This window comes from Ruegeria sp. AE4 (assembly GCF_056542185.1).
The window spans coordinates 96,374-122,329 of the sequence record NZ_JBQFZK010000007.1 but is presented as its reverse complement, the minus strand read 5'-3'; the positions used below and the strand labels follow the sequence as shown (position 1 = coordinate 122,329).

Below are 25,956 nucleotides of genomic sequence, written 5' to 3'. Positions count from 1 at the left end.
CCTTTTCAGAATTTTTCGTCAGGAAGACTTGCTATCGCATCAAAGCGTTCTTGCAGAAATTGTTCGCCCCGATGATGCCGAATTCTGCTTGCTCGGACACATAAAGGTTCAATGAGCGGCGCAGTTCGCTGAAACGGCCACCGCCGTTGAACGCCTCTCTGAACTCATCACCGAATAACCAGCGGTTCTTTTCTGCGACACCGCCAACAAGAAATACTCCGCCTGCAGGCATCAGTGTGACGGCCATGTCGCCCATCAAAGCCCCCAGATGGGTGTTGAACATCCGAGCGGCCTGTACCGCGATGGGGTCAGAACGGTCGCGGGCATCAAGCAGAATGTCTTTCGCCGAGCGCGTTGGTGTCTGCATATGGCCTGCCGCCAGCCCGATCGCCTGATAGAGGATAGGCAAGCCCGTACCGCTCAGGAACATTTCAGCTTCCAGCGCGAGGCTGTCACCAAAAAAACACTCAGGCGCAATGCTGCGGGCTGCTTCAAAGATGTCAACTTCGTCGCGGTGACGCGGATACAGGCCCACATGCCCACCTTCGCCAGAGACTGTGTGATAGTGGCCCTCGGAATACAGCAACGCCCCCACGCCAAGCCCTGTGCCGGGGCCCACCACCAATCGCGTGCCCGCGGGCGGTGTCGCGTGACCTTGCAAGACGGCAACGTCTTTTTGGGTTACTTCTGCCACCGACCACGCTGCAGCGGTGAAATCATTAATTACAAACGTATGACTGGCACCAGTGGCCTTTGCCAATTCGGCCTCGGACAGGTCCAGATTGGCATTTGTCAGCCGAATCGTGCCGTTCCGGACAGGGCCCGCACCCGCCGCCACGACCGCCTGTGGATTTGTTCCGATTTCATCCCTAAGCGCGTGAAACGCTTCCAGCAGATCTTCCAGTGTCCCCGTTGGGCGCTTGCGCAGGTCTGTCAGCTCTCCGTTCGTTACCACGCCCAGCCGCGTGTTGGTGCCCCCTATGTCAGCAACCAGATTCCAATGCTCATGCACTGCACTGGATGGTTGCGCTAACGGCTGAGAGACGTTCTGACCCCCGGAAAGGGCAGACTTGAGCGCCATGAAAGACGCTTTGGGTGTTCTCTCAAGCGTTTCAAAATTCACGTCCACCAGTCCAAACCTTTTTCCACATCCCAAGGCCCATTCGCATTTGTCACAGTAGTGACCAGACAAAACAGCCCTTTACCGGAACATCTTGTGCCAAAGCGTCCCTTACGGCAGCCAGGTGTCGGTTGAGATAATCCATGCGATCATCATTCTGAAGACGGTCCGCGCTCGCCATACCGTTTTCGGTGATACAGATTGGTGGCCCGCTCGTATAGCCCTTCATTGTTTGGATCTGAAATCGGTTGAAAGAAATGGCTCGATTGCCCACCCCATCTGGGTTTTGGGCAAAGGTTCGGAGCCCCTTCTCAGGGCTGGCCATACAGATCGCATCCATACGGCGCTTGACAAGGGTGCAGCTCGTAATTCACGCTAATTGAAACGTTTCAATGGTGAGGGATGCGAGTTTCTGCCCAACTCTACACAGTGCGGCAATGCGGTGATCTTGCAGATCAACTGCAATTGGTTGCGGCCTGCGGGTATTCAGATGTCGAAACCACCGGCTTGCATGGCCTGACCCCCGCTCAGATGGCTGGCATTATTATCGGGTCAGGCCTTAATGTTCGGTCAGCACATTTTGATTGGGAAGAGTTTGAAGGGCGATTTACGGATATCGTCGAAGTATTAAACCTAATGGAATGCCGGGTGGCTGTCATGCCTTGGCTGGCGCCCCAGGTGCGGCCCGACACTACCGAGGGATGGAGGGCGGTGTCGGGCCAGTTGTCCAAATGGGCAAACCAACTGACAGATCATGGTATCAGCCTTGCGTATCACAATCATGATTTTGATCTTATCGGTGAGGCTGGCGACACACCTCTTGATCTGATCCTTTCCGGCGGAGACGTCTTTTGGCAGCCAGATATCGGTTGGCTGGTTGCGGCTGGTCTGGATCCGGCGGACGCGATCCGCCGCCACGCCAATCGAATCCTGTCCGTGCATGCAAAGGATATCGATCCAGCAGGCGGAACAGGTGACGCGCGCTGGCGCGATATGGGCGAAGGCGTGGTTGACTGGAACGCAACCTTGCGCGCGCTTGCCTCGACCAACTGCACGGACCTGTTTGTCGAACATGACGAAACCGATGATCACGTGCGCACCCTGCAAACGGGTCGGTCATTTTTGACGGAACAACTGGCAGGGTTTGGGTGATGGCGCGGGCGACGATTAAATCGATTGCCAGAAGTACCGGGTATTCGGTTGGCACAGTCTCGAATGCCTTGCGGGGTTCCGTTTCGGTAAAACGGGAAACCCGGGAAGAGATTCAGAAAGTTGCATCGGATCTGGGATATCGGGTGAATCTGGATGGCCTGAAGCTGCGCACCAATAAATCCTATCGAATCGCGGTTATGGTCCGTGTTTCGAACGATGCGGCGGAAGAGTGGGAAGGTGTAGAGTTTACGCGAATTCTGGCCGGAATATCCAATGCACTAATGGGATCACGCTATCAGCTGAGTGTATTCAGCGCATGTGATGGCGAGGCCGCGCTGCAAACGTTGAAGTCCATCGTGCAGGAAGGGCAGGCTGATGGCGTGATCTTTTCCGGCACGCGGGTTCATGATGAACGCGTCGCGTATCTGCAGGGGCAGGGCTTTCCTTTTGTCACATACGGCATGAGCGACAGCCCTCAACCGCATCCTTATGTGGACCTCGACAGTCAGGCAGCGGCCTATGATGCCACGACCCGGCTGCTTGCGCTGGGGCATCGTCGCATCGCTTTGATAAACCCGCCGGATGACCTGATCTATGCGCAACAACGCCGCCGGGGTTATGCTGATGCGCTGTCAGAATGCGGTGTGGAGTTCGATCCGGCACTGGTTTCCACCGGCCCGACCACCGCGGAATCCGGTCAGCAGAAATTTGCGACGCTTATGCAGTTGCCGAAACCGCCGAGCGCCATCATCTGCGCCAATGAGGCCATAACCCTTGGGGCGCTGTCAGCTGCCGACAAAGCCGGAGTGCAGGTTGGCAGGGACGTTGTGGTCATCTCGAACGATGACTTGAAGCTCAGCCAGTATTTTGTACCGCCACCCAGCACTTATTACTTGCCGATTGCTGAAACAAGCCGTCTGCTGGGTGAGTTCATGTTGAAAGCTTTGGACGGGGTCGATCCGTCCGAGATTCAGAAAAAGATCAGGGCCACATTGATCGAGCGACAACCTGACACCCCGGCGCCGGATGCGGCGCAGACCACCTGATCCAACAAAGGAGTAACTGAACATGATTAAAAACCTACTTGCCGCTGCCACTCTCACGACACTGATGGCTCCAGCGGCTTTTGCTGCTGACCTGGAAGGTCGTGTTCTGAAAATCGGAACCGATGCGACATATCCACCGATGGAAACCGTGGATGAAACAACCGGAGAGATCGTGGGCTTTGACGTCGATGTGATGAATGCGATCTGTGCAAAGGTCAATTGCGTTCCCAACTTCGTAAACACCGCCTGGGACGGTATCTTTGCGGCCCTTCAGCAGGGCGAGTTCGATCTGGTTATCTCGGGCGTGTCGATCACACCGGAACGCGAAGAAACCATGGACTTTTCCGAGCCTTACATCGTTGTCAGCCAGGCCATTCTGTTGCAGGTCGATAATGCTGACATGACACTTGAGGATTTCAAAGCCGGTGGTCAGAAACTGGCCGCGCAAACTGCGACGACCAACGCCCAATTGGCGGAAGAGCTTGTCGGGCGCGAGAATGTCAGCCTTTACGACAACTTCTCGGCCGCCATTCTGGCGCTTCAAAACGCAGACGTTCAGGGCGTGATCATCGATGGCACATCGGCGGCGGCCTATGAGCAGGAATTTGCGGGCGAGTTGACTGTTGGCATCACAGGCCTGCAATCCGATCCATTGGGTATCGTGTTTCAGGAAGGCGATCCGACGGTGGACGCTATTAACGCCGGTCTTAAAGCCATTCAGGAGGATGGAACGCTGGACGAGCTGACAGCCAAATACTGGGGCACCAACTGATCCATTAGCGCCCTTTTTTGGTCCGGCGGCCAGTGCCGCCGGGCCTTGTCATAGCGGAGAAGTTCCATGTCGCGCCTCAGCACGATCCGCCCGAGTAACCTGGTGTTGCTCGCAGCAGCGCCCTTTATTATCTACCTGTTCGCCACATCCTCAAAATACTTGCGGTCTCTGGTCGCAATTCTGGGGATCGGCACAGATGCGGTGGCCATCTTTGTTGGATTTCTGCTGATTGCAACCGTTGCGATCCTTGGATATCTTTGCGCACGCTACGTGCGGTTTTCACAGAACTCCCCCGGCTGGTTGCGGCTCTGCGCGCTTGCCGCGTTACCGGCGGCTGCGACGCTTTTGGTCATCAGCTTTGTTTCTCCGCAACTTCTGATGCCATTTGCCGAGTCGGTCTTCTTTCATGCGCTCAGCGAAAACACCTCGCCCCTCATCGATCGGTCCAATCAGACCTGGGTACTGTTTCCGGACGTGATCGCCAGGGTTCAGACGGGATTACAGGTTATCCTGGCGGTTTACGCAGCTGTAGTCGCGCTTTGCCTATTGTCGGCACGTTTGCAGCCACCCTGGCGCGGGCGCGTCTTGTTGGGGTTGGAGAGTCTCACAGGCGCAGTACTGTTTTATCTCATGTTCATGGCTCATTGGCAGTTCGCGACCGGGGTGGCCATTACTTTCCGCGCGGCCATCTTTGCCTATGTCTTCGCGGCCATTCTTGGTTTGGTCTGGGTCGGGTTGCAATCGTTTAAGCCAAAGGCGCGTACTACGGTCGTCTATGGTTCGATCAGTTTGGCATTGCTGGCAGCCTCGGCCTTTTTCTTCATGCAGCCGCAGGTCAGCTTTGTTCTGGTGGGCAGCACCGAGGGGCGTATCGCGGTTGTGCGCGGCACGCCGCAGGCGCAGGCTGACATTATCCGGTTTGGCGAGTTCGAGGGGGCCGGCGGTCAGCAATATCGCATTCGCAGCGCAACCGATGCCACTGCCGCGCTTGAACAAATCGAAACGGTCGACAGTGTCTCGGGCGCTTTTATCCCGGAGGAGGCGCATTCGCAAGGTTATCCGGTCCTGTGGCAAACAAGATTTCTACCCGACAAGTACCGCAATCCAGCCCTGGCATTTGCCGTGCTCGGGTTTTTGTTGCTGACACTGACCATCGGCGGGGCTCAGCATAAGCTGCATCCGCTTGCGGTCGGGGCCGAGTTTTTCGTGGATACGATACGTGGCATTCCGATGCTGGTGATCATTCTTTATATCGGTTTGCCGCTGGCGGGCGCAGTCAAGGATGTTACCGGCGGCGGTATCGATATGACCAATATGACACGGGGGATTATCGCGATCTCGGTTGGTTATTCCGCCTATATGGCCGAAATTTTCCGGTCCGGGATCGAGGCGATACCAAAAGGCCAATTGGAAGCGGGCAGCTCTCTGGGTTTGTCGCGATGGCATACGGCGCGGCTTATCGTTCTGCCGCAAGCCCTGCGGATTGTAACTCCACCGCTTGGCAATGAGTTTATCGCGATGATCAAGGACACGTCATTGCTGTCAATCCTGTCCGTCCGCGACATGACCCAGAGGATGCGAGAATTTCAGGCGGCCAGCTTTCTGCCCTTTGCTCCCTTCAACACGGCGGCAATCCTGTATGTTGTCCTCACACTCGGCTGCGCCAGTTTCTTGAAGTGGATCGAACGACGCACAGCAAAGGACACACGATGAGCGCGCTGGAACTTGGGGTTTGTTACTACCCCGAACAGTGGAACCCTTCGCAATGGCGAGACGATGCCGCCCGAATGGCAGATATGGGGTTGGATTGGGTGCGGATTGCTGAATTCACCTGGGGCCTGATCGAACCCGCGCGCGGTCAGTTCCACTGGGGCTGGCTGGATGAGGTGATTGAGATTTTGGGGCAAGCCGGTCTGCGGGTCATGATGTCCACCCCAACAGCCGCCCCCCCAAAATGGTTGATCGATGAGTACCCCGAAATCCTGCCTGTAGGGCCGGATGGTCGGGTCAGAGGGTTCGGTTCGCGCAGGCATTATTGTTTTTCCAGTGATGTTTATCTGACCGAGGCGCAAAGGATCGCAACCGAATACGCTCGCAGATATGGTCAGAATTCGTATGTACAAGCGTGGCAGATCGACAATGAGTATAACGACCACGATACAGTTCTCAGCTATTCCGATGCCGCGCGGACTGGTTTTCAGAACTGGTTGGAGGAACGATATGGTGCAATCAACGTATTGAACGACGCGTGGGGAACCGTTTTCTGGGGGTCGCTTTACTCACGGTTTGGTCAGATCGAACTGCCCAACGGGCTGGTCGCCATGCCCAATCCAGCCCACGCGCTGGATTTCGCGCGCTATTCTTCAGAGCGGGTTCGGCTGTTCAACAAAACGCAGGTGGATGTTCTGCGCAAATATGCGCCGGGCCGGGATATCACCCATAACTTTATGGCAGGCAGTTTCGAGTTCGATCACCACGTCGTGGCTGCTGATCTGGATATTGTCGGGTTCGACAGTTACCCGCTGGGGAACCTATTGGGCTCTTCCCTTTCGGATGAAGAAAAGCGCCGTTATCTGCGCACCGGCGCACCGGACTATCAGGGATTTCATTGTGATTTATATCGCAGTCAGGGGCGCGGTCGGATGTGGGTTCTGGAACAGCAGCCGGGTCCGGTAGATTGGGCCGATAAGAACCCCTCTCCGGCAGAGGGGATGGTTCGGCTTTGGACCTGGGCGGCCTATGCACATGGCGCGCAAGCCGTGATGTTCTTTCGGTGGCGACAGGCAAAATCTGCTCAAGAACAATACCATACAGCGATATTGCGGTCAGATGGCAGCCTGGATCAGGCCGCTGTTGAATTGGCCCAGATCGTGAAGGATCGCGCCATTTTGCCACCCGAGAGGCGGGCAAAAGCGCGGGTTGCAATGCTGCTGGATTATACCTCGATCTGGGCGGCGGATATCCTGCCGCATGACAGGGATTTCCCCAATGTCCAGATTTTTCGCGAGTGGCACACTGCTATTCGTGGTTTTGGGGTCGATCTTGATTTTGTTGGCCCTGAAGATGAACTGAGCGACTATGCCCTCATCGTATTACCGCAAAGCATGATCGTGACGGCTGACCTTGCAGACAAGCTTGACGCTTCGGGAGCCAAGATACTGATAGGTGCCCGTTCCGGCAGCAAGACATCCGGGATGAACACTCCTTCCAATCTGGCTCCGGGCGAACTGGCAAAGTTAACAGGTATCCGTGTCACGCGCGTCGAATCACTCCCTTCACTTGCGCAGGAGGCTGTGATTCTTCCCGATGGTCAGCAACTCGAATTCACGGGCTGGCGTGAAATCGTCGAAACCAAAGAGCACGTTTTGGCCCGCTTCAAGAGCGCTTATTGCGATGCCAGCCCGGCGGTCATCCGTTCTGACCGCACGACCTATCTGGCAATGGTTCCGCGTAATGAGCTTTTGCAAGCGATTGTCGGTGAGGTACTGAACTGGGCTGGGATAAATGCAACGCCTTGCGATCCCGATTTGCGCATAACCCAACGCGGCTCGACCTACTACGCGTTCAACTTCAGTGACGTTTCAAAGCCTTTGCCTGTTGGCCTTGCACGTCAAATTTTGCTTGGTTCAGATCCGGTCAATCCAAAGGACATTACCGTTTGGCAGGAGAATGCGGCGCCTCATAATTCAGCTTAGACGTGTCAAATCGCGAAACTGGACATAAGATTTTCGCAAACTGTCACTTTTGGACTGACGGATGGGCGCAGAAAGTCCTATGAATAGAAAACAAAAAAATCGAGTCCAACAACGGGAGAACACTATGGTTACCAAATCATCACTTTCCAGACGCACTGTTTTGAAAGGAGCGGGTGCCGCTGCACTTGCCGCGCCTCTTTACAGCAAGAGCGCACTGGCGTCGTCCGGTGAAATCAACATCCTGATGTGGTCGGATTACCTGCCGCCCAGCTTTATCGAAGAGTTTGAGACCCTTACCGGCATCAAGGTGAACTACACCGGGATCGGCTCAAACGAAGAAATCATCAACAAGATGAAGGCAACCAAAGGTCAGGGCTTTGACATCGTCTCACCGACCAACAACCGCTCGTTGCAGTGGGAGCCGCTGGAGCTGTTGCAGCCCTTTGACATGAACAAGGTTCCGGTCGACTTGGTGAACCCTGCCATGGCCAAAATCGGTACGGATGCTTGGAACTTTGGCGGCGCCGGGGTCCACTGGTTGCCGCATATCTGGGGCACCGAAGGTATTGCATACCGCACCGACTTGTGGCTGCCGGCTGGGGATGCACCATCCTATGGCGACGTCTGGTCGGAAGAAAACGCAGGCAAGACCATGGGCCGCGCGCATTCGATGATGCTTGGCGCTGGTCTTTACATGGAGCGTTCCGGCGAGATGGAGCCGGGTTCGGTCTGGGCCGCATATGGCGATGAAGAAACCATGCGCAAGGTCTGGGGACAGATCACCGACTGGTGCATTGCACGTAAGGATCGCATCAAGCTGATCTGGAACGACGCCGACACGCAGAAGAACGGCCTTCTGAACGAAGGTGTTGTTGTCGGTCAGACCTGGGACGGTCCGCCACTGGCACTGAAATCGGCTGGTGAACCGGTGCACTATCAGGCGCCTATCGAAGGGGCGATGGCATGGGTTGACGGGATGTCGATTCCATCTGGTGCGGCGAATATCGACCAGATCTATGCCTTCATCGACTTCGCCTATCAGGCCAAACCTGCCGGTGTTGCCATCGACAGCCACGGGTACAACTCTCCTGTTCTGGGGGCTGACCAGTATTCTGGCGACACCTACAAGAAGAACTTTGCCGAGGCCTATCCGGGCGACTCGCTGGCCAACCTCAACCCGTGGCCGGCCGAAGCACCATGGTATGCTGAAACGCGGACCGAGTTCGTCAACAAGTTCAAGAGCGCATAAGCGATCTGAAACCATGCCCCTCGCGTTCTGCGGGGGGCAACAATCTGTGCGCCGCTCCGGCGTAACGGAAAGCTATGTGGTGTGGTGACAGCACACACCTCAGGGAGATACCAAAAATGAGTGCAGGGGTCGGAGTCGATCTGGAAAACCTGTGGATCCGTTTCGGTGACTTCGTCGCCGTGCGCGATGCAAACGTCAATATAAACGGGGGCGATTTCTTTTCGTTCCTCGGGCCCTCGGGTTGCGGAAAAACAACGATCTTAAGGGCTGTTTCCGGCTTTCTCGAGCCTAGCGAAGGCAATGTTCTGATCGGCGGCAAGAACATGCGGGGCATCGGACCTAACAAACGCCCCACTGCTCTGATCTTTCAGAACCTGGCGTTGTTTCCCTTGATGAAGGTCTGGGAGAACATCACGTTCTCGATGGAAATCAAAGGTGCCAGCAGCGCCGAACGGCGCAAGCGCGCTGATGCGCTTTTGGACATGATCGCGCTGCCGGGGCAAGGCGACAAACTTCCTAGCGAATTGTCTGGGGGTCAGCGTCAGCGAGTGGCCATCGCTCGCGCCCTTTGCGCCGAGCCGGATGTTCTGCTTCTTGATGAACCTTTGTCGGCACTTGACCTCAAACTGCGCCAGCACATGCGAACGGAACTGCGTGAGATACAGCAGCGTGTGGGCATTACCTTTATCTACATCACACACGACCAGGGCGAGGCACTGACCATGTCAGACAATATCGCCGTCATGCGTGCAGGTGTGATTGACCAGATTGCCGACGGTAAAACCATCTACAACGATCCCAACACGGCTTTCGCGGCCTCATTTGTCGGCGAAAACAACGTTTTCCGTGGCATGATCAAACAGGTCATGGGCAACGAGGCGCTGATCTCGACCAACCGTTCGGGCGACCTGGTTGCACGGATATCGACCGCCAACCAAGGCAAGATGAAAGAAGGCGATAGTGCGATGATGTTCATTCGCCCCGAAGCTTTCGCCATTGCGCCCGAGGGGGCTTCGGGAGACCATTTTGTTACCGCGCGGGTCAACCACGAAGAATTCGAAGGCAACGTCTTCAATATCTTTACCGAAGGTGAAGGCGGAAAAGAGATCAAGGTGTCGATCCCGAACCATGGACAATCCTTCGAGGACCACACCGGACAGAACATCACGTTGGAATACAAGACGCATAATGCCGTCATCGTTCCTGCGGGTGAACTGGCTGCAGAATAAGGGGAAATACTCATGCCCCAGTTTCTGAAAGACTTCTTCAATCGCAACGGCACCGGCATGGGAGTGGCGATCCTGGGTCTGGTTCTGTTCTGGACCATCGGCCTGATCATCCTTCCGCAGCTGTCGATGTTGGACTTCTCGTTCCGTCCGAACCTGCCGCCGCCAGAGATCGGCGGACCCAAAGACGTATATACGCTAGAGAACTACAAATATCTGATTTATGGCCCCGAAGGCGGCAGTCAGGACTACAACACCGTTGATCTGAGGGTGTTTTTCCGAACTCTTGTGGCTGCGGTTTTTGTGACGGTTTTCAACCTGATCATCTGCTATCCGATTGCCTATTACCTGGGTCAGGCTGAAGGTAGCCATATTCGTATCTTTGCGATCATGCTGATCATCCCTTACTGGATCAACGAAATCCTGCGCGCCTTTGCGCTGCGCATCATCTTTGGGGAAACAGGTGTGTTGAACACGTTGTTCACGGGACTGGGCATCTGGGATACGCCGTTCGACTTCATTCGCAATGACATCGCGCTCTATGCGGGTCTGGGATACGCCTACATTCTGCTGATGATTTTCCCGATGTATAACGTGATTGAAAGTCTGGACAAAAACCAGATCGAAGCAGCACGCGACCTTGGGGCGCCGTGGTGGCGGATACATTGGCGTGTGGTCATTCCTTATGCCAAGCCGGGGATCAGCTCGGGCTGTACCATGGTCTTCATGTTGTCCGCCGGTGCGTTGGCTGCGCCGCAAATTCTGGGCGGGCCGTCCAGTCTGTGGTTCACCCAACTGATCTATCAGCAGTTCAATGACAACAACGACTGGCCACAGGGCGCCGCCTACGCGATCGTTCTGCTGGTCACTTGTATTCTGTTCGTGCTGGCCATGATGCGCCTGTTCAAAGTGAACATGGGGGATATCGGGAAATGAACAATTCCTTCCTCCGTATAAGCATCTGGGTCTATCTGGCGATCTTCTTCCTGTATCTGCTGGGCCCGCTTGTGATCATGTCGATCACCGCGTTCAACTCGTCCGGCTTCCCCCGAATGAGCCCATGGGAATGTCTGACATTCCAGTGGTTTGGCGAACTGTTTCAGGATCAGCGCATCCTGAACGGTATCAAGAACTCGCTGATCATCGGAATCGGCACAGTGATCCTGTCCGTGGCGATGGGTTTGGCAGGCGCGCTGATGCTGACCCAGATCTGGCCGAAGCTTCGCGCGACCTACTATACTGTCATCATCGCACCGATCCTGATCCCCGGTGTGGTACTTGGTATCTCGACGCTGGTCTTCTGGGACCGGATCAACCGGATGCTGGGGCTGGGTGCAGACAGCTTTCTGTCAAACGGCATCTTCCTGACGGTGATCGGCCAATCCACCTTCATCGCCAGTTACTGCATGCTGGTGCTGGTGGCGCGGTTGCAACGGTACGATGTTGCCTTGACCGAGGCGGCACTGGATCTTGGGGCCAGCCATGCACAGGCTTTCCGCAAGATCCTGCTGCCCTTCATGCGCCCTGCAATCGCCTCGGCGGCGGTGCTGGCATTCTTGGCCTCGTTCGAGAACTACAACACCACCACTTTCACCTTTGGTGAATACCCGACGCTGACGATTGAGCTGGCTCAGAAGGTCCGCTACGGCATCACACCCGCGATCTCGGCGCTGGCATTCATTATCGTTGCGCTGACGGTTTTCTTCGCTCTGTTGAACGAAGCCAAGCTTAAACGTCAGGAACTGGTGGCAGCGGCGCGTAAGAACGCAACGGTCGAGGAACTGGCTGGCAAGATCAAGCTGCCAAGTTTCTTTGCCGGTAACATGGCCGCCGTGTTGTTGGTCGCATTTGCGGTTGTAACGATCACCGTTATTGGCACAGCGGCGACCTACAGTCCGGCGCAATGCATTGCCGATGTTCGCGAGCAAAAGCAGCTGGAAGCAGAACAACGCATTCAGGAGCTGCGCAAGCAGCGTGAGGAACGCCGCAAACAGCAGGAGGCGGAAAAAGCCGGGCAGGGTGATGCCCAAACCGCGCCAAAGCCGTCGAATAACAGCGGTTTTGGTAATGTCTTCGCTCCGAACTCGCTGGATGGCAGCGAGAATGAAAGCAACGAAGGTGCTTCTGAATCCGAGAGTGAGCCATCCAACAACAGCGGTTTCGGAGGGGTGTTTGACCCCAACAGCCTGAAAAGCGACTGATCGCTGTGCCAAGCGGCAACCAACGTATCTGCCCGGACAGGATTCAATTCTGTCCGGGCAGATTGCGCTTCAGGATTTTCACATCACAACCGCCGATGGTCGACCCGTTCCAGACCACCGGTTCAGCGTTATAGTTGATCAGGAACATGTGGTCGGCTGTCTCACGCAGTCGCAGTCCTGGCGGCATTGGCTTCAGGCTCAATCCCGTTTCTTTCGCAGCCAAGCCGACGACTCGATCCCATAATATTTCGTTTGGGAAGCCTGCAAGATACCAAAGCCCGTCCCCTGCCATAAGCGCAGGCGCTCCGTCATCAAACCTCAGAGTTTCTTCGGCTGAACCTGAAAGGCGATCAATCCAATGCTGTGCCGCGCCGCCGCCTCGGACCGTCCGGTTGACAGCGGGGGGCAGTGTTTCGACCAAATCCACGTTGCAGTCCAACCCTTTCAGGCTAGGTCGACCAGCGGCGGGGATCTGGAAATCACGGGTAATTGCGCCGCTGCGCGGGCCTAGGATGGCCAGATCCGAGTTGTCCGTTAACCTACGCTCCAAATCCGGGTCAATCGTTGCCAGTCCGGGGGCAAGGATCAGTGCATAATGCGCGGACAGGTCATTGGACGAAACGAAATCAATCGACAACCCCGCACGGCGCAATGCACGATAAGCTGAGAAGACCAACCGGAAATAATCAAAGCCTGCTCCTTGCGGTAGCGATGTCCAGGCCCAGTCCGAGGGGTAATCAAACAGTATGGCAACCTTGGATGGTGCCTGATGCACCTCGCCCAATGTATATAGCTCATCCGCTGTCTGACGGGCCTCGTGCAAGGCAGGGGCAGGGCGATTGTCCGGTGTCAGCAAACCCGCGTGCATCTGTTCCTGTGCAAAGGGGGTTTGGCGCCATCGAAAGTAGCTCACAACCTCAGCACCGTGGGCGACAGCCTCAAGCGACCACAACCGTACCATTCCGGGCAGGGGTGCCGGGTTATAGGGCGCCCAATTCACCGGACCGGGTTGTTGTTCCATCACCCACCATCGGCCACGGCCCACTGCCCGGTAAAGATCATGGTGAAACGCCTGCATGTCCGGATCGCCTTGCTGAAGAAAGGCGGTTTTGTGGGCTTCGTCATCTTCCAATCGGTCCGATAGAAATCCGATCGGATAACTGTCCCAAGTCGCAATATCCAGATCCGCACCAACCTCGAAATGGTCGAAATCCAGAATACGGCCCATGTAGTTATGCAACAGCGGCGCACCGGTCAAAGGTCGCAATACACCGACCTGAGCTTTGTTGAATGCCACAACCTGATCTGAACTGAACCGACGGAATGCCAGTACATGAGCGGGGTTAGGCTCGGTTACAGTTTGATTGGGTAAATCAACCTCATCGAAGCTACTGTACTCCATCGACCAGAACACGTTTCCCCAGGCCTTGTTCAGCTGTTCTATGGAACTGTATTGAACAGCCAGCCAGCGCCTGAATGCGTTCAGAGCCGGGGTACTATAGCTGACGGTTGTGTCGTGGCACCCATACTCATTATCGATCTGCCATGCCGCCACATACGGGTTGTGACCATAGCGCTTCCCCAGGACCCTTGCGATACGGACACATTCATCGACATAACCCTGGTGGCTAAAGCAATAATGTCGCCGTGACCCGAATTTGCGTGTGTTTCCATGTGCATCCACAGCCAGCATGTCCGGATGTTTGTCCAGCATCCAACGCGGTGGCGTTGCTGTTGGTGTGCCAAGCACGACTTTCAATCCCGCCTCGCCAAGTGTTTCAACCGCAAGGTCCAGCCATTCGAATTGCAGGGTTCCGGGGTGGGGCTCCAGCCGGCTCCAGGCGAACTCTCCTATGCGCACCCACGAGATGCCAGTGTCCACCATGCGCGCGGCATCTTCCGCCCACATCGCCTCGGGCCAGTGTTCAGGGTAGTAACACACACCAAGTTCCGGCTTCATAATATGATCCTGTGTTCTGCCTGCCCTCGCCCCGCGTTTGGCATTGCAAAGGTCATGCCGTTGGTGGGTTGGGATTCAATATCTGCGTTGCTCAACCCCTGCCGTGCCGAGGTGCAGAACAGCGTGCCCAAGCCGTCGCCACCAAAGGCCGGGCAGGACGTATGTGACGCGTCGAAGGAAATGGCCTTCAGGAATTGACCTTCGGGCGTGTAGGCCGCGACACGTCCAATCCCCCATTGCGCGACCCAGATGTTGCCGTCGGCATCAACCACCGCACCATCCGGGTTCAGGCCTTCTTTGCGTAGGTCCAGAAATACCGTGCTTTCCCCTTCGGGCCATCCGCTTTCTGCATTCAAGCTCCAGCGCCTGACCTGCCTGACCGTCGTGTCACAGAAATAGGCCACGGATCGATCCGGTGCAAAACAGATTGCATTAGAAATCGTCACACCCGGCACGAGACATCTGAGTGTACCTTTCCAGAACCGATAGATTGATCCGGCCCCGGATTCAGCCTGTTTGCCCATCGTGCCGATCCAGAAACCGCCCCAAGGATCAGCGCGACCGTCATTCGAGCGGGTGATTAGGTTGTCTGCCTCAAGCGGCGTGACCAGCGCTCGATGCCCGGACTTCAAGTCAAACTGCCAAAGACCCGTTTCTGACGCCAAAAGCAATGTGTCACGATCCACCCAGCCTGCGGCAGACACATGTTCATCGAAATCCCAGCTTATCTGATGTTCGCCTTCGCGCGTCATCATGCGTTTGTTGAGAATGTCGAACCAGAAAAGCTGTTGCCGAGCGGGGTGCCATAGCGGACCTTCGCCCAACGCGCATGGGCGGTCGTCAAAGACCGTACTCATCCTGCCGCCTTGTCAAAGGCTGCCACGATTTGCCCCGCGCGTTCTGCGACTTCGACTGTATCCATGCCAGGTTTGTACAGCGCTGATCCAATCCCGAATCCATCCGCTCCGGCTTTGATCCATTGGTCGAAATTTTCAGGCCCGGCACCGCCGACGGCAAAGACGCGTGTTTCCTTGGGTAATACGGGTCGGAGTGCTGTGAGCCCTAAAGGGCCAGCCATGACACCAGGAAACAGCTTTAATCCTGTGGCCCCTGCTTTGAGAGCGGCAAACGCTTCGGTCGGCGTGTAAACGCCCGGCCAGCTTTGCATCCCCAACGCCACAGACTGTTTGATCACATCAGCATCATAATTGGGTGACACGATCAGCTTGCCGCCGGCATTCCGAACTGCGTCCACCTGATCAATCGTCAATACAGTACCAGCGCCAATCAGGGCGCGATCTTCGAAAGCTTCGGCCAGAATGGAAATGCTGTCGAGCGGATCAGGCGAATTGAGTGGAACTTCGATCCGGTCGATCCCTGCATCGATGATAACTCTGCCAACCGCCTCGGCTTCCTGTGGTTGCAGACCACGCAGAATGGCGATGATGGGGCGGCTCATGCGATTTGCCTTGTCATGTTGCGCGCCAGCGCCAGCCCGGCCAGGGTTGTTTCGGTGGCGTTTGCAGTCTCAACAAAAGCGCCCTGTTGTCTCAGCGCTGCCGCATAGACCCGCGATACGGCTTCTGCGCCGATGATAGCCAGTTGTTGGCCCAGCCAATATGGACGAGTGGCGGCCAATTCAGCACCGATAAGCAGTCCGGACAGCCGTGCGCGCGCGATGTCTTTGTCCTGATCGTGCAGCAGGTCTGCAGCCCGCAAGCCGAACAGGCGCGCAGCCAACTGTTCGGGTTTGGACAATGTATCCGCCACAGCATCTGCAAAGGCATCTTCATCCCATCCTCCACCTATAGAATGCCGCAGAACAGATTGCGCACTTAACAAATCAAAAAGCTCTCCGGTCATGAGCGTCCGAAAGCTCACGATTTCACCTGCGCTGACCTGAACCCATTTCGTATGGGTTCCTGGAAGGCAGAGGACACCATCCCAGTTCTGGCGAGTTCCCAAAAATCCCGCGATTTGTGTTTCTTCGCCCCGCATCACATCCGGCGGGGTCAATTGCTTTAATCCGGGTATGACGAAGGCCCGGATGCGCGGGTCTGTGCTGGGAACACGGACCGGTACTTGCGGCAAGGGCTGCGACGGAACGGTAGAATAAGGTGCTTCGACCCAGCCTTGGCGTGCACCGACCATACCGCAGGCGATCACATCGATGGGGCCATCCTTCAGCCAGTTTTCAACAAGGTCCAACAGGGCGGTCTGGAAACTGCCTGTTCCGATACGTGCCATACCTTTGTCGGACTGCGCGCAGTCCAGAACCGTTGCCCCCTGCATGGCCCAGACCCGCAGGTGAGATGTGCCCCAATCAACGGCGATCCAGTCAGTATTCATTGTGTCACCCTGAAACCACGACGCCGCCATCAACCGCCATACACTGACCGGTCATCGCCCGGCTGGCGTTGGATGCAAGAAACAATGTCGGTGCAACCATGTCTTCGGGCGTCAAATGTTCTTTCAGGCATTGTCGATCCAAATGCGCGGCCAAATCTTCGGGCGTCGCCCACATATCCAGTTGTTTTTGCGTCAAGACCCAACCGGGAGCCAGCGCATTCACACGTATGTTCTTTGGTCCCAGTTCGCGGGCCAAAGACCGAGTCATCCCTGTAATGCCCGCATTTGACGTCGTATAGATCGGATAGCCTGCATTGCCCATCATGTAGCTGATCGAACTGAAGTTGATGATAACGCCGCCTTCTTTCATTTGCCGGGCCGCTTCCTGACAGGCGAAATAATAGGCTTTCAGGTTTACCTCGATCATCCAGTCCCAGAACTCGGTCGTGGTTTCCTCAAGTGTATGGCGTTGGTCATTGGCCGCGTTGTTAACCAAAACGTTCAGGGGGCCGTGGGCTTTGGCGGCTTTGGCCATTGTCGTGTGAAGAAGCTGGGTGTCGGTCATGTCACCCTGCATGAACAGAGGTGCGCGGCCGTGTTTGTCGCGCATCTCTTCGACAAAACCGCTGGCGTCCGATCTGCCGATAAAAGCTACATTGGCCCCCTGAGCCAGAAACCCATCCGTCAATGCTGCGCCCACGCCCGAGCCTCCGCCGGTGATATAGACGGATGACCCGTTCAAGTCATGAAATGTCGCTGCTTGGGTCATCAGTGGCTCTCTCTGGTCACAAGGCGGGTGTCTTTGCCGACGAGGAAATCCAGATCGGCCCCTTGATCGGCCTGCAGCACGTGATCGACGTAAAGTTTGGCATACCCGCGGGAATAATGCGGCTTGTCTGGGTTCCATTGGGCTCGGCGCGCGTCCAATTCTTTTTCGTCCACCAACAGTTCAAGCTTGCCGGCGCTGGCAGATACGCGGATGCGGTCGCCGGTTTTCACCAACGCCAGCGTGCCACCCGCCTGTGCCTCAGGGCTGACATGCAGGATGACGGTGCCATAGGCGGTGCCGGACATGCGGGCATCCGAGATACGGATCATGTCGCGAACGCCTTCCTTCACCAATCTGGCCGGAATCGGCATGTTTCCTACCTCGGGCATCCCGGGATAACCCTTGGGTCCACATCCCTTGAGCACCAGAATGCTTTTGGGTGTGACCGGCAGATCATCCCGGTCGATATTGGCTTTCAGGTCTTCGATGTTTTCGAAAACGAACGCCTCACCCTCGGTTTCAAGAAGGGCATCTGTTGCGGCAGAAGGTTTGACGATGGCTCCGTTGGGCGCAAGATTGCCGCGCAAAACACGAAGGCCAGCAGCGGGCTTCACCGGATCGTTGAAAGGGCGGATGACATCGCGGTTGAAACATTCGGCGCCTTCGAAATGGGCCGAGATGTCCTTGTTCAGAACCGTTCTGGCCGGTCGCAGGAAAGGTTTGAGTTCGCTCAACACAGCCGGAACACCGCCAGCGTAACAGAAATCTTCCATCAGGTATGTGCCCGAGGGCATGCAGTTCACCAGAAGGGGAATCTCTGATCCGATTTCAAAGTCCTTGAGCGTCAGGTCAACGCCTACGCGACCTGCGAGCGCCAGTAGATGCACAACGGCATTGGTCGATCCCCCAACGGCCGCATTGGCGAGGATTGCATTCTCGAAGGCTTCCCTGGTCAAAATGTCCGATGGTTTCAGGTCTTCGTCGACCATTTCGACAATCCGCTTGCCGGTCAAATGGGCGAGGGCCATGCGGCGGGCGTCAACGGCGGGCAGGGCGGCATTGGTGGGCAAGCTCATGCCCATCGCTTCGACCAGAGACGCCATGGTGCTGGCTGTCCCCATGGTCATGCAAACCCCGGCACTGCGGGACATCCCGGATTCCGCGTTCATAAAATCCTGAAGGGTCATCTCTCCGGCACGCACGGCCTCGGAGAACTTCCACACATCGGTTCCTGAGCCAATATCCTGACCGCGATATTTTCCATTCAGCATAGGGCCGGAGCTGACAACGATCGACGGCAGATCGACCGAGGCTGCGCCCATCAATTGGCCCGGCGTGGTCTTGTCGCACCCGCCCAGCAGAACCACACCGTCAATGCCATATGCGCGGATCGACTCTTCGACATCCATGGCCAGCAGATTGCGAAACAGCATGGCTGTGGGTTTCATCTGGGTCTCGCCCAGCGACATGACCGGGAATTCGACGGGAAAGCCCCCGGCCTCCCACACACCGCGCTTTACTCCTTCGGCCAGATCGCGCAGGCCGGAATTGCAAGGGGTCAGCTCCGACCATGTGTTGCAGAGTCCGATGATTGGCCGCCCATCGAAGGCGTGATCAGGAAAACCCTGATTTTTCATCCAGGATCGATGGATGAACCCATCCTTGTCGAGTTTCCCGTACCAATGCTGTGAGCGGCGTTTTGACATTGTTCTGTGATGCTTTTTTAGGTCTGGGTGGATTTGAGTATTTGTAAAAAGGTGAAATTCAAGCGGCGCGAGATGGGTGGCACCAATCTGGCAGCCAGTCGGCATGGGCAGACAGAAGGTCGTTCACCAGATTTCGAATTTGGCGCAGGTCCAGTTCGGCGGCGGTGTGCGGGTCCATCATGGCTGCATGATAGATATGCTCGGGGTTCTGGTCGACCAATGCCCTGACTGTGAGTTCCTGAACGTTGATCTGGGTACGCATAAGGGCGATCAGCTGCGGTGGGACGTCTGTGATGACAGAAGGCTGAATGCCATTTGCATCAACCAGACACGGTGTTTCGACAGCGGCCCCCATAGGCAGCTGAGGTATCTGGCCGGTGTTTGGCAGATTGCCATAGGCCACGTAGGCGGTGTCAGAGATGATTGCGTTTATTATGTCTGCCGCAAACTCATGGCTGCGAGTGACGGCTATGTCGCGCCCGTCAGTCAGGGTTTTGGCCTGCTCTTTCCAGTTGTTCATCTGTTCCACACAGCGGGTCGGGTATTCATCGAGTGGGATTGAGAATTTCTCGATCAGGTCCGCCCGCCCGTCTTTTATGAACCATGGCACGTATTCTGCCAAATGCTCAGAACTTTCGGTGCAGAAAAAGCCAAGGTGATCCATCACTTCGTAGCGCACCTTGTTGAGGCAGCGCGGCATCAGCAGCGGTGCCTTGGGGATCCTGCCGCTGACATAACCTTGCCGAAGGGCGGGGTATAAATCATGGCCCTGATGCTCAAGCCGCAGGAAGAAGGCGACGTGATTGACGCCCGCGACCTTGTAGCGAATGTCGTCTTTTGACAGGTCCAAATCATGTGCCAGTTCCGCCACCGTGTTCTGAACCGAGTGGCACAGACCGACCTGCTTCAATGATGGGTATCTCTCGGCCAGTGCCCAGGTGTTGATGGCCATCGGATTGACGTATTGTAGCAATGTCGCATTCGGGCATAGCTGCATCATGTCATGCGCCACGTCCCACAAGACCGGCACAGTGCGCAGCCCCCGCATGATGCCACCCACGCCCAGCGTATCGGCGATGGTCTGGCGCAGCCCGTATTGTTTGGGGATCTCAAAATCAGTGACGGTACAGGGCTGGTACCCGCCAATCTGAAAGGCAGTTATAACGAAATCGGCGCCATCAAGTGCCGCGCGTCGATCCGCATGTGTGGATACTGTCGCGTTTGACCGGACCGAACGGATCATGGCGCGGGCTACAGATTCGCTTTCCGTCAAGCGTACGGGGTCGATATCCATCAGCGCAAAATGACTGTCCGCCAGAGCAGGCGTTAACAGAGCATCCCCCACGATGTTCTGCATAAAGATCGTGGAACCCGCTCCGATGAAAGTTATCTTTGTCATTTTACAGCTCCGAGGGTCAGGCCCGCGATAAAGTGCTTTTGCATCAGGAAGAACATGGCAACCGGCGGCAGCGCTGCTACGATCGAGCCCGCGCTCATTAATTGGTAGGCGGCGCGGAACTGGGCGTTGAAACTGGTGATGCCTGCCGTGACAGGTTGGCTTTCCGCGCCCTGTGTCAGGACGACCGCCCAGAAGTAATCGTTCCAGATGAAGGTAAAGATCAGCACGCTGAGTGCGGCTATTGCGGGTTTCATCAACGGCAGCACCACGTACCAGAAGATGCGCCATTCGCTGATACCCTCGACCCGCGCGGCCTCGATTAATTCAAAGGGCAGGGCCCGGATAAAGTTGCGCATGAACAATGTGCAAAAGCCGGTCTGGAAGGCGATGTGGAACAAGACGAGGCCGGTTTTTGTGTTGTAGAGGCCTAAATCCAGTGTCAGGTCGCGCACAGGCACCATCAGGATCTGGAATGGCACGAAATTGCCGGCTACGAACATAAAGAAAATCCATAGGTTCGATTTGAATTTGTAGATGCCTAGTGCAAAGCCGGTCATGGAACTGAGAGCAACGGCACCGATTACCGTAGGAATGGTGATCATGAAAGAGTTCAGCAAATATCGCGGCATGTCCGAGTTGAAGAACACCAGCCCGTAATTGACTGCACCTTCAAAACTGGATGGCAAGCCCCAATAGTTGGCGTTGGTGAAATCCGCCGCTGGTTTGACCGAAAACAGAGCCACCGCCAGCAGGGGCCCCAGCCACAGCAACAATGCAAGTGGCAGCATCGCCTGATAGGTGATCTGCGCGGCGCGAGGTTGTTTTTCGATGGGTTTGGGAAACATCTCAGTGCCCCCTTTCTTCGCGATACATCGACCAGAGGAAATAGGCGATGAAGCAGAGCATAATCAGGAAAAGCACCACAGCGATTGCCGCGCCATACCCCATGCGGAAGCCATATTCAGATAGGGCGACTTCGAACATGTAATAGGCCAGCACGCGGGAGGATCCGAACGGCCCGCCCTGTGTCATGATTGAGATCAGGTCGAAACTGCGCAGCGCTCCGATGATTGTCACGACGAATGCAATGAAAGTCGCCGGGCGCAACTGCGGCAGAATGATGTGCCACAGCATTCTCAAGCCTTTGGCACCGTCCAGGCGCCCGGCTTCGATCTGTTCGGGGTCGACGGCATTCAGACCGGTGAGGTAGAGGATCATGCAATAGGCGGTTTGCGGCCAAAGGCCCGCGACGATGATGCCGTAGGTGACCAAACGTTCGTCGCCCAACACATTCAAGGGGCCTATTCCAAATAAGCCAAGAAGCTCATTCAGAAGACCAAAAGTCGGGTCGTAAAACCACGTGAATACGAGGCCAACGACAACCTGAGAAATGACAAATGGAAAGAAAAACAGCGATTTGTAAAGGCGGATACCCCAGACTGTCTGGTTCAGAAACAAGGCAATGAACAGGCCCGCCGGAATGGCCAGAAGGTATAGGATCAACCAGATCAGATTGTTTTTGAGCGAGATATAGAATGCGTCCCGGTCAACCCATTCCCAATACAAATCTTCATAGTTGCGCATGCCTACATATTCGGCGGCACCCAACCCATCCCACTCGTAAAGTGACAGGTTGAAGGATTGGAAGACCGGAATGATCACGTAGACCATAAAGAACAGCAGGCCCGGAGCCAGAAATAGCCACGGCGCGATGCGCTGTTGGTTTCTGTGGAACCAGCTTTCCTGTTCTGGGGCGTCGGCGGCAGTGGTCATGGGTGTCCCGGATTTTCTTGAGGTGAAGGCGGGCTGAAGCCCGCCCTACAAAGCGGGTCAAATGGGCCGGGCTTCAGCCCGGCCCAAGCCTGATCAGTTGTCGTAGATACGCTCTCGCGCGCGTTCCAGCTTGGCCAGAATACGGTCAACATTGTCTGGTTTAACCATGAATTCCTGGAAACCTTCCATTGACACTTTGGCCATTTCAGCCGGTGCGTCGCGGTCCCAGAACTGAGCCACTCCGCCGGGGCTGTTGGTCGAGAGCATCGAAAAGCCCTGCTGCAAGAATTTGTCATCATCCACCGAAGATTGCGCGTTCACCGGCAACTGACCGAGGTTCGATCCGTTGTTGATCTCGGTCTGTTCATCCGACGAGACAACAAAGCGCAGGAATTCACGCGCTGCTTCTTTGTTCGAGGCATTCGCCGGGATATGGAATGTATCGGTCGGCGCGTCTTCAGCCAGTTCGACATCAGGGTTGATTGACACGAATTGGTAGAAATCCAGCTGATCATCGGTCAGCCCTGCTTCACGCAAGGGCGCGACTGCGAAGTTGCCCATCAGATACGCGGCGGCTTCTCCATTGACCATGAACGGCAAAGCCTCCTGCCAGCTATAGGTCTGATGGTTTTCAATGAAGGCCCCCATATCGATCAGCTGCTTCCAGTTGGCAAAGGTCTGTTTGACCCGGTCATCTTCCCAGCTGATTTCACCATTGGCCAGTTGGTTGTGGAAATCAAACCCGTTGGTGCGCATGTTCAGATAGTCGAACCAACCGCCAGCGGTCCAAAGGAACTTGGTCCCGATGGTATAGCAAGCGCGACCTGAATCGACGATCTTCTGGCAATTTGCCAGCTCTTCTTCCCAAGTGGTCGGTTCGCTCAGGCCCAGCTCATCAAAGATGTCTTTGCGGTAGTAAACGCCCCACTGGTAGTAGGTATAGGGCACGCCCCATTGTTTGCCGTCGATGGTCATCGCGCCTTTGGTTGATGCCAGGTTTTCGGCGATTTCAGGTTCCGCCCAAAGATCCGAGACGTCTTCGAACAGACCGGCCTCGACATATGGTTTCATACGGTTGGCGGCGTACCAAGTGGCCACGTCGGGTGTGTCGGCCGTCAGAAAGTTGCGGATCTGGGTCTTATACGCCTCGCGGTCGATAACCGTGGTTTCAATTTCCAGGCCGGGATGCTGCGCTGCAAACCGCTCGATCATCGCTTCCATCGTTGCGCGCGGGGCCGGGTTCGACGTGTCCAGAAAAATCCGAAGTTCTCCGGTCAGGTCGGCAGCCGCCGGTGCCGCGATAGCAACGCCAAGTGCCAGCGCAGCGGTTGTGCGCTTGAAAGTGGAATACATGGTTTCCTCCCTGTTGTTTCCACACAAGTTTCAAATAGTGAAACTATGTTTTATATATTGAAAACTACACATCGACTCGGTTAGTCTTGTCAAGACCCTCGTGCGAACTGCGATGGGCAAGCGGAGGAGAACGGACGCCCGTGTCAGGTGACGGAACTATTGGCAAAGCATGTGACGTGCTGGATCAGGTCGCCGCATTTCAGCGCCCTGTGCGATTTTCGGAGTTGCTGGACGGCAGCGATTTTCCGAAAGCAACATTGTATCGGTTTTTGCAATCGTTAACCAATCAGGGAATGCTATGTTACGACCCCGAGCGCCAAACCTACGCGCCGGGTATGCGTTTGGTACGACTTGCGCATGCAGCCTGGACCCAAAGCTCACTGGCCCCTATCGCACGTCCGTTTCTCGATATTCTAAGCCAGGAAACCGGAGAGACCGTGCATTTGGCGCAGCTTGATGCAGGTCAGGTTCTTTACGTAGACAAACGCAACGCGGCGCAACCGATCGAGATGTATTCCCAGGCGGGTAAGGTGGGTCCGGCATATTGCACGGGTGTTGGCAAGGCGATGCTTGCCTTTCTGAATGAAAGTGACCTTAACCGGGCAATTTCGCAGCAGAGTTTTCACCGCTTTACCGACAAGACTCTGACGTCCGGCAATGACCTGCGCACGGATCTTGATCGAATTCGCAGCAAGGGTTTTGCCGTTGATGACGAAGAACATGAACCCGGAATTATCTGCGTTGCCTGCCCCATTCTGACAACAAACGGTCGGGTCCTGGGCGCAATCTCGGTAACCGGCTCGACCCAACGAATGGATTTTGAACAACTCGAGGCATGGGTGCCTCGTGTGCGGCGGGTGGCTGAACAAATCAGCACCGAGGCACAGGCATGGCGTTTCCCTGAAACGCGACCAGACCTCGGCAATGACAGGAAGCAAGCGACATGACAGGTGTAACCCTGAATCAGGCAATCAAGCGGTACGGCCAGACGCAAGTCATTCACGGCATCGACTTGCAGATCGAAGATGGTGAGTTCTGTGTTTTCGTTGGCCCTTCGGGATGTGGCAAATCCACATTGCTTCGGATGATCGCGGGTTTGGAAGAAACGTCGGAAGGCGAGATTCACATTGGGGCGCGGGACGTAACCCATATGGATCCGGCCAAACGTGGTGTGGCGATGGTGTTCCAGACCTATGCGCTTTATCCGCATATGACCGTGGCGGAGAATATGGGCTTTGGGCTTCGCATGAACGGTGTCCCAAAGGCCGAGATCACCAGAAAAGTGCAGGAAGCCTCGAACATTCTGAAGCTTGACCAGTATCTCAAACGCAAACCCAAGGCTCTGTCGGGTGGTCAGCGGCAGCGGGTTGCGATTGGCCGTGCCATCGTTCGCGGCCCCGACGTTTTCCTGTTTGACGAACCCTTGTCCAATCTGGACGCCGAGTTGCGCGTGGAAATGCGTGTTGAGATCGCGCGCCTTCATCAGGAAATCGGCGCGACCATGATTTATGTGACCCATGATCAGGTCGAAGCCATGACCATGGCCGACAAGATCGTCGTGCTGCGGGATGGCCGTGTTGAACAGGTTGGGGCTCCGATGGATTTGTACCGTGATCCCGACAACCGGTTTGTCGCAGGCTTCATCGGTTCGCCTGCAATGAACTTTCTGGAATGTGACTATGGGGATGGCCATGTCTCCCATCCCGCGCTAGGCAAGCCGTTGCCCGTTTCTGCGACTATCCCCTCCGGTCGGACCAAGGTGATATTGGGCATGCGGCCCGAACATATTCAGATTGACCGTTCGGCCGATACTTGCACCGTGGACCTGACCGAAGCCTTGGGCGGCGTTTCCTATTCATATCTACGGACGCCAAATGGTGATAAGTTGATCATTGAGGAACGGGACGACCAACGAAGCAGAACCGGGGATCGGATCGGCATCGCCATACAGCCAGATCGTGTGATGTTTTTTGATCCAGAGACCGGGCAACGGTATCGTTAGTCACGACCTTCCAGCCCACGGGCAGTCTTACCCGTCCCAAGAGTTACACGACACTTTATCTGACCCGTGGCAAAACGCGCGGGCAGATGCGATTGATTCCAAGTCAAACGTGATTTAAGGGAAGCCCTGTCAAAACAGAGTCACCCAGGGGCTGTATCGTGGTTTAGCCCCTCTCACGCCACGC

23 protein-coding genes are annotated in these 25,956 nt (G+C 55.8%); 11 read left to right on the top strand and 12 right to left on the bottom strand.

Annotated features, from left to right (window positions below; translation table 11 throughout):
* Window positions 1-31: 31 nt before the first annotated feature.
* A complete protein-coding gene (locus ACR0EK_RS11360) occupies window positions 32-1,129 on the bottom strand; it encodes a glucokinase (protein WP_480967812.1) in 1,098 nt (365 codons plus the stop codon).
* 43 nt (window positions 1,130-1,172) lie between these two features.
* Window positions 1,173-1,301 (bottom strand): family 1 glycosylhydrolase, encoded by a 129-nt coding sequence (locus ACR0EK_RS11355; RefSeq protein ID WP_480967819.1) that lies wholly within the window; start codon window positions 1,299-1,301, stop codon window positions 1,173-1,175.
* 221 nt (window positions 1,302-1,522) lie between these two features.
* Here ACR0EK_RS11355 and ACR0EK_RS11350 point away from each other — a divergent pair, with 221 nt between their 5' ends.
* The 9 genes from ACR0EK_RS11350 to ACR0EK_RS11310 all read left to right on the top strand — a co-directional run bounded on the left by ACR0EK_RS11350 (window position 1,523) and on the right by ACR0EK_RS11310 (window position 12,461).
* Entirely contained in the window at window positions 1,523-2,272 is a 750-nt protein-coding gene (locus ACR0EK_RS11350; RefSeq protein ID WP_480967811.1) for a sugar phosphate isomerase/epimerase family protein, read from the top strand.
* Window positions 2,272-3,318, top strand: coding sequence for a LacI family DNA-binding transcriptional regulator (locus ACR0EK_RS11345; RefSeq protein WP_267367676.1), 1,047 nt, complete (start codon window positions 2,272-2,274; stop codon window positions 3,316-3,318). Before ACR0EK_RS11350 ends, ACR0EK_RS11345 begins: the two co-directional genes overlap by 1 nt.
* 22 nt (window positions 3,319-3,340) lie before the next feature.
* On the top strand, window positions 3,341-4,090 hold the full coding sequence (locus tag ACR0EK_RS11340; protein ID WP_480588615.1) for a basic amino acid ABC transporter substrate-binding protein: 750 nt from the start codon (window positions 3,341-3,343) through the stop codon (window positions 4,088-4,090).
* A gap of 66 nt (window positions 4,091-4,156) precedes the next feature.
* Window positions 4,157-5,803, top strand: coding sequence for an amino acid ABC transporter permease (locus tag ACR0EK_RS11335; protein ID WP_480899918.1), 1,647 nt, complete (start codon window positions 4,157-4,159; stop codon window positions 5,801-5,803).
* Complete coding sequence (locus ACR0EK_RS11330; RefSeq protein WP_480773640.1) at window positions 5,800-7,785, top strand: beta-galactosidase; 1,986 nt, start codon at window positions 5,800-5,802, stop codon at window positions 7,783-7,785. Before ACR0EK_RS11335 ends, ACR0EK_RS11330 begins: the two co-directional genes overlap by 4 nt.
* A gap of 124 nt (window positions 7,786-7,909) precedes the next feature.
* A complete protein-coding gene (locus ACR0EK_RS11325) occupies window positions 7,910-9,034 on the top strand; it encodes an extracellular solute-binding protein (protein WP_209507630.1) in 1,125 nt (374 codons plus the stop codon).
* Between the two features lie 116 nt (window positions 9,035-9,150).
* Window positions 9,151-10,263 (top strand): ABC transporter ATP-binding protein, encoded by a 1,113-nt coding sequence (locus tag ACR0EK_RS11320; protein WP_480899920.1) that lies wholly within the window; start codon window positions 9,151-9,153, stop codon window positions 10,261-10,263.
* A gap of 12 nt (window positions 10,264-10,275) precedes the next feature.
* Window positions 10,276-11,196, top strand: coding sequence for an ABC transporter permease (locus ACR0EK_RS11315; RefSeq protein WP_209597330.1), 921 nt, complete (start codon window positions 10,276-10,278; stop codon window positions 11,194-11,196).
* Window positions 11,193-12,461, top strand: a complete 1,269-nt coding sequence (locus tag ACR0EK_RS11310) for an ABC transporter permease (protein ID WP_480588610.1) — start codon at window positions 11,193-11,195, stop codon at window positions 12,459-12,461. Before ACR0EK_RS11315 ends, ACR0EK_RS11310 begins: the two co-directional genes overlap by 4 nt.
* A gap of 43 nt (window positions 12,462-12,504) precedes the next feature.
* Here the strand turns inward: ACR0EK_RS11310 and ACR0EK_RS11305 are convergent, their stop codons facing one another.
* From ACR0EK_RS11305 to ACR0EK_RS11260, 10 genes are all read right to left on the bottom strand, one after another.
* Window positions 12,505-14,421: a beta-galactosidase gene (locus ACR0EK_RS11305; protein ID WP_480967810.1), complete on the bottom strand. Its 1,917-nt coding sequence runs from the start codon at window positions 14,419-14,421 to the stop codon at window positions 12,505-12,507.
* Window positions 14,418-15,278, bottom strand: a complete 861-nt coding sequence (locus ACR0EK_RS11300; protein WP_480914308.1) for an SMP-30/gluconolactonase/LRE family protein — start codon at window positions 15,276-15,278, stop codon at window positions 14,418-14,420. The genes ACR0EK_RS11305 and ACR0EK_RS11300 overlap by 4 nt, the downstream gene beginning before the upstream one ends.
* Window positions 15,275-15,880, bottom strand: a complete 606-nt coding sequence (locus tag ACR0EK_RS11295) for a 2-dehydro-3-deoxy-6-phosphogalactonate aldolase (protein ID WP_480914310.1) — start codon at window positions 15,878-15,880, stop codon at window positions 15,275-15,277. The genes ACR0EK_RS11300 and ACR0EK_RS11295 overlap by 4 nt, the downstream gene beginning before the upstream one ends.
* A complete protein-coding gene (locus tag ACR0EK_RS11290) occupies window positions 15,877-16,770 on the bottom strand; it encodes a 2-dehydro-3-deoxygalactonokinase (protein WP_480773644.1) in 894 nt (297 codons plus the stop codon). The genes ACR0EK_RS11295 and ACR0EK_RS11290 overlap by 4 nt, the downstream gene beginning before the upstream one ends.
* A gap of 4 nt (window positions 16,771-16,774) precedes the next feature.
* A complete protein-coding gene (locus tag ACR0EK_RS11285) occupies window positions 16,775-17,539 on the bottom strand; it encodes an SDR family NAD(P)-dependent oxidoreductase (RefSeq protein WP_267364972.1) in 765 nt (254 codons plus the stop codon).
* The gene (locus tag ACR0EK_RS11280; protein ID WP_480967809.1) at window positions 17,539-19,245 is read right to left on the bottom strand and encodes an IlvD/Edd family dehydratase; all 1,707 of its coding nucleotides are present in this window, start codon (window positions 19,243-19,245) and stop codon (window positions 17,539-17,541) included. The genes ACR0EK_RS11285 and ACR0EK_RS11280 overlap by 1 nt, the downstream gene beginning before the upstream one ends.
* Before the next feature lie 58 nt (window positions 19,246-19,303).
* Window positions 19,304-20,644 carry an alpha-galactosidase gene (gene melA, locus ACR0EK_RS11275; RefSeq protein ID WP_480899926.1) on the bottom strand — a complete coding sequence of 447 codons (1,341 nt, stop codon included), beginning with the start codon at window positions 20,642-20,644 and terminating at the stop codon, window positions 19,304-19,306.
* Window positions 20,641-21,489 (bottom strand): carbohydrate ABC transporter permease, encoded by an 849-nt coding sequence (locus tag ACR0EK_RS11270; RefSeq protein ID WP_480483663.1) that lies wholly within the window; start codon window positions 21,487-21,489, stop codon window positions 20,641-20,643. Before ACR0EK_RS11270 ends, melA begins: the two co-directional genes overlap by 4 nt.
* Before the next feature lies 1 nt (window position 21,490).
* On the bottom strand, window positions 21,491-22,417 hold the full coding sequence (locus tag ACR0EK_RS11265) for a carbohydrate ABC transporter permease (RefSeq protein WP_480483664.1): 927 nt from the start codon (window positions 22,415-22,417) through the stop codon (window positions 21,491-21,493).
* Window positions 22,418-22,510: 93 nt separating this feature from the next.
* Window positions 22,511-23,770, bottom strand: a complete 1,260-nt coding sequence (locus ACR0EK_RS11260) for an ABC transporter substrate-binding protein (protein ID WP_480487399.1) — start codon at window positions 23,768-23,770, stop codon at window positions 22,511-22,513.
* Between the two features lie 140 nt (window positions 23,771-23,910).
* Between ACR0EK_RS11260 and ACR0EK_RS11255 the strand changes: the two genes are divergently transcribed.
* Both ACR0EK_RS11255 and ACR0EK_RS11250 read left to right on the top strand, forming a co-directional pair.
* Window positions 23,911-24,717, top strand: coding sequence for an IclR family transcriptional regulator (locus tag ACR0EK_RS11255; RefSeq protein WP_480900000.1), 807 nt, complete (start codon window positions 23,911-23,913; stop codon window positions 24,715-24,717).
* On the top strand, window positions 24,714-25,772 hold the full coding sequence (locus tag ACR0EK_RS11250) for an ABC transporter ATP-binding protein (protein ID WP_267364963.1): 1,059 nt from the start codon (window positions 24,714-24,716) through the stop codon (window positions 25,770-25,772). Before ACR0EK_RS11255 ends, ACR0EK_RS11250 begins: the two co-directional genes overlap by 4 nt.
* Window positions 25,773-25,956: the final 184 nt, after the last annotated feature.